Source organism: Kitasatospora sp. NPDC056327, assembly GCF_042261735.1.
Lineage (GTDB): Bacteria > Actinomycetota > Actinomycetes > Streptomycetales > Streptomycetaceae > Kitasatospora.
Genome location: NZ_JBHJRC010000469.1, coordinates 1 through 3586, shown reverse-complemented (window position 1 = coordinate 3586; position 3586 = coordinate 1). Strand labels below are relative to the sequence as shown.

General features: G+C 78.7%; 3 protein-coding genes. 1 reads left to right on the top strand and 2 read right to left on the bottom strand.

Going from position 1 to position 3586, the window contains the following annotated elements:
* Positions 1-96: 96 nt before the first annotated feature.
* Positions 97-510, bottom strand: coding sequence for a VOC family protein (locus ACFCX4_RS35295; protein ID WP_376151407.1), 414 nt, complete (start codon positions 508-510; stop codon positions 97-99).
* Positions 511-1124: 614 nt separating this feature from the next.
* On the bottom strand, positions 1125-1781 hold the full coding sequence (locus ACFCX4_RS35290) for a lysophospholipid acyltransferase family protein (protein WP_376151405.1): 657 nt from the start codon (positions 1779-1781) through the stop codon (positions 1125-1127).
* A gap of 243 nt (positions 1782-2024) precedes the next feature.
* On the opposite strand from ACFCX4_RS35290, the gene ACFCX4_RS35285 reads away from it, so the two are divergent.
* A complete protein-coding gene (locus tag ACFCX4_RS35285) occupies positions 2025-3521 on the top strand; it encodes a bifunctional phosphatase PAP2/diacylglycerol kinase family protein (RefSeq protein WP_376151403.1) in 1497 nt (498 codons plus the stop codon).
* Positions 3522-3586 lie beyond the last annotated feature (65 nt).

The following is a 3586-nucleotide window of genomic DNA, read 5'->3' as shown; positions in this document are numbered from 1 at the left end:
ACCCCCCCCCCCCCCCCCCGCCGTCCCGGGGCCCCCCGGGGGCCCCCCGGGGCCGGGGCCCCACCACGGGGGTGGCCGTGAGGGGCCGCGGGGGTGCTACGGCTGGGCGGCGATCAGCTCGTTGCCATAGAGGTCCCGGAAGTGCAGGGAGCGGCCGGGGCCGCCGTCGGGCACGCCCGGCCGCGACGCCACCCCGAGCTCCGCCAGCCGGGCGGCCACCCGGTCGAGGTCGTCGGTGTAGAGCACGAGCACCGGCAGACCGCCCGTCTGGCGCCCCACCGCCGCCTTCGCCTCCGGCGATTCGGCCGGCATCAGCCACAGCCCCGCCCCCGCTCCGCCCGGCGGGCCGACGTGCAGCAGCCGGTAGCCGTCGAGGTCCCCGTCGAAGAGCACCGTGAAGCCGAGCCCGTCCCGGTAGAAGGCGAGCGCCGCCTCGGCGTCCTCCACCAGCACCACCGTGCGGCCCACCGCGGTGAACAGCCCTGCCGTCGTGTCGCGTTCGTCGTCCATGCCGTGACCGTAACCCCCGCCACCGACAACGCGGCGGGCCTGCGGGAACGGTCCCGGCCGGCGAGGGGCGGGTCGTCGGCCGGGACCGTCCCCCCGGCCCGCGGAGACGTTCCGAGGCGCTCGGCACCGCCGGGTCCTGCCCCGGCCGTCACCGGCCGTCACCGGCCGACACGACCGGGCCCGCGCCGCACGGACCCGTCACCCCGACGAGCCCTCCGCCCGACCACCCGCGCCCGGCGCACCCACCGTGTCCCCTGCCGGGTGCGAAGGTCGGACGCCCCGCGCGCAGGGACACCCCGGGCCGCCGGACGCGCCCCGGCACCGGCCGAAACGGAGCAGAACACGTCACCTCCACCCGGCCGGCGCTTCGACCCGGCACCACCACCGGCTGCCGCCGACCCCCGTCTCCCTGCTCCGCACCGCGGTACCTCCGGGCCGGGACCACGGTCACCCCGCCGCGGCACGCTCCGCGGCAACCGTCAAGGCGGCGGTGACGGCGGGGCGGCCCGAGAGGAGTACCGAGACGGACACCGGGGTCGCGCGGCGGACGGACACGGCAACAAGGCCGGCGAACTGCCTGCGCGGCCCGCCCGAGGTGATCCGCCGGACCCCGGTCACCCCGCCGCGGCACGCTCCGCGGCAACCGTCCAGGCAGCGGTGACGGCACGGTGCGCCCGGGCGGTGGCCTCGGCCGTGTCGGCGGGCAGCCGGAGGGGAGTGCCGAGGTGAACGTGCAGGGTCGGGCGGCGGACGGGCGCGGTGGCGAGGCCGGCGAACTGCTTGAACGGCCCACCGGAGGTGAGCCGCCGGGATCCGGCCTGGCCCAGCGGGACCACGGGCGCGCCGGTGGCCCCCGCCAGCCGGGCCAGGCCGCTGCGGAACGGGCCGGGCGGCTGTTCCCCGGAGTCCGGCCGGCGGGGCAGCCCGCCCTCGCCGTAGATCAGCACGACCCGGCCGGCCGCCAGTGCCTCGGCCGCCGCGTCGAGGGACTGCGCCGCCCGCGCGGTTCCGCGGTGGACCGCGATGTGCCCCTCCCGGCGGAGCACCGGGCCGAGCACCGGGATCCGCCACAGTCCGGCGGTGGCCAGCACCACCGGCCGGGCGCCGAGCCGGTGCAGGGCGGCGAGCACGACGGCGGGGTCGGCGAGCGAGGTGTGGTTGGCCGCGACGATGCTGCCGGGGGCGGGCGCCGCCGCGGGCGAGCCGCTGTCGGCGGTGATGCGGAGGCGGCCGAAGGCGGGCAGCAGGAGGGCGGCGGTGCGGCTGAGCATGGCGGTGGTCCGGATCCTCGGTGACGGGGTGACGGGGTGACGGGGTGACGGGGTGACGGGGTGACAGCGCGACGGGGCGGCGCGGTGCTGCCCGCCAGTCTGGACGGAACGGCCCCGCCGGCGCCTGAGTACCGGTACTCAGCCCGCCCGGGTGCGGTCCCGGCCCCGCCGTCGGTGCCTGCCGCGCCGTCCGCTCCCCCGCTCGGCGCGCGCGGGACGCCGGACCGGTCTAGGCTCGTCCGAATGAGGCGACTTGATGTCATCGACCGTGCGCTGTTCCACCGGGTCGCCGTGGCCCGACGGCCGTTCGGGACCGGATCAAGGAGCGGCCTCTGGTTGCGCCGGCTGAGTCACGCCGCCGACCACGGGAAGCTCTGGTTCGGCGCCGCCGCCGTGCTCGGGGCCGTCGGCGGGCGGGCCGAACGGCGGGCGGCGCTGCGGGGGGTGAGCGCGCTGATGCTCGCCTCCACGGTGGCCAACGTCGCGGCCAAGCAGCTCACCCGCCGTCCGCGTCCGCTGCTGGACCCGGTGCCGGTCCACCGCCGGCTGCTCCGCCAGCCCGTCACCACCTCCTTCCCCTCCGGCCACTCCGCCTCGGCGGCCGCCTTCGCCACCGCGGTGGCGATCGAGTCGCCGCTGGCGGCCCTGGTGGTGGCGCCGGTCGCGGCGGCGGTCGGGGCGTCCCGGGTGTACACCGGCGCCCACCACCCGGGCGACGTCGTGGCGGGGTTCGCGCTGGGCTCCGCGATCGCCGCGCTCACCCTGCGGTGGTGGCCCCGTTCCTCCGACCTGCCGCCGCCCGCCGGTCCGCCCCGCCGGCCCGCGCCGGCGCTGCCAGAGGGGGCCGGGCTGTGGGTGGTGGTGAACTCCGGTTCCGGGCAGGGCGCGCTGACGTCCGAGGGCCCCCGGGAGACGGCCGCCGCACTGCGCGAGCTGCTGCCCCGGGCCGACGTCAGGATCTGCGGGCCCGACGACGACCTGCCGACCCTGCTCGCCGAGGCCGCCGACCTGGCGGCGGCGGCCGGCGGCGCGCTCGGGGTCTGCGGGGGCGACGGCAGCGTCAACCTCGCCGCCGGGCTGGCCGTCGAACGGAACCTGCCCCTCGCGGTCTTCCCCGGGGGCACGCTCAACCACTTCGCGCTGGACCTCGGCATCGACGGCATGGCGGCGACGGCCGCCGCCGTGACCGCCGGCCGGGCGTGCGGGGTGGACCTCGGGCTGGCCGCCGACGACACCGAGCGACGGCACTTCCTGAACACCTTCAGCCTGGGCGTCTACCCCGAGCTGGTGAGGCTCCGCGAGGAGTTCGAGGGCCGTCTGGGCAAGTGGCCGGCTCTCGCGGTGGCCACCGCGCGGGTGCTCACGACCTCCGAACCGGTCACCGTCCGGGTGGGCGGGCGCGAGCGCCGGCTGTGGCTGCTGTTCGCGGGCAACGGCGCCTACGACCCGCCGGGCTTCGCGCCGACGCACCGGACCGGGCTCGCCGACGGCCTGCTGGACATCCGGGTGGTCGACGGCGGACGGCCGCTGGCGCGGACCCGGCTCGCCGCGGCCTTCCTGTCCGGCACGCTCGCCCGTTCCCGCGTCTACCACGCGGCCCGGCTCCGGGCCCTCGACCTGGAGTCCCTGGGCGACGCCGACCGGATCGCCGTCGACGGCGAGTCCCTGCCCGCCTCCGGTGCGCTCCGGCTGGCCAAGTCCCGCCGGGCGCTGACCGTCTACCGGCCCGGGACGGACTGAGGGCCGAAACCGGACGGCTCGGACGGCTCGGACGGGACCGGGACCGGCCGGGCGCGGGCCCGGCC

Bases quoted from the DNA above. Each gene is read 5' to 3' on its own strand.
- ACFCX4_RS35295 (WP_376151407.1), bottom strand. From the start codon at position 510: ATGGACGACGAACGCGACACGACGGCAGGGCTGTTCACCGCGGTGGGC.
- ACFCX4_RS35290 (WP_376151405.1), bottom strand. From the start codon at position 1,781: ATGCTCAGCCGCACCGCCGCCCTCCTGCTGCCCGCCTTCGGCCGCCTC.
- ACFCX4_RS35285 (WP_376151403.1), top strand. From the start codon at position 2,025: ATGAGGCGACTTGATGTCATCGACCGTGCGCTGTTCCACCGGGTCGCC.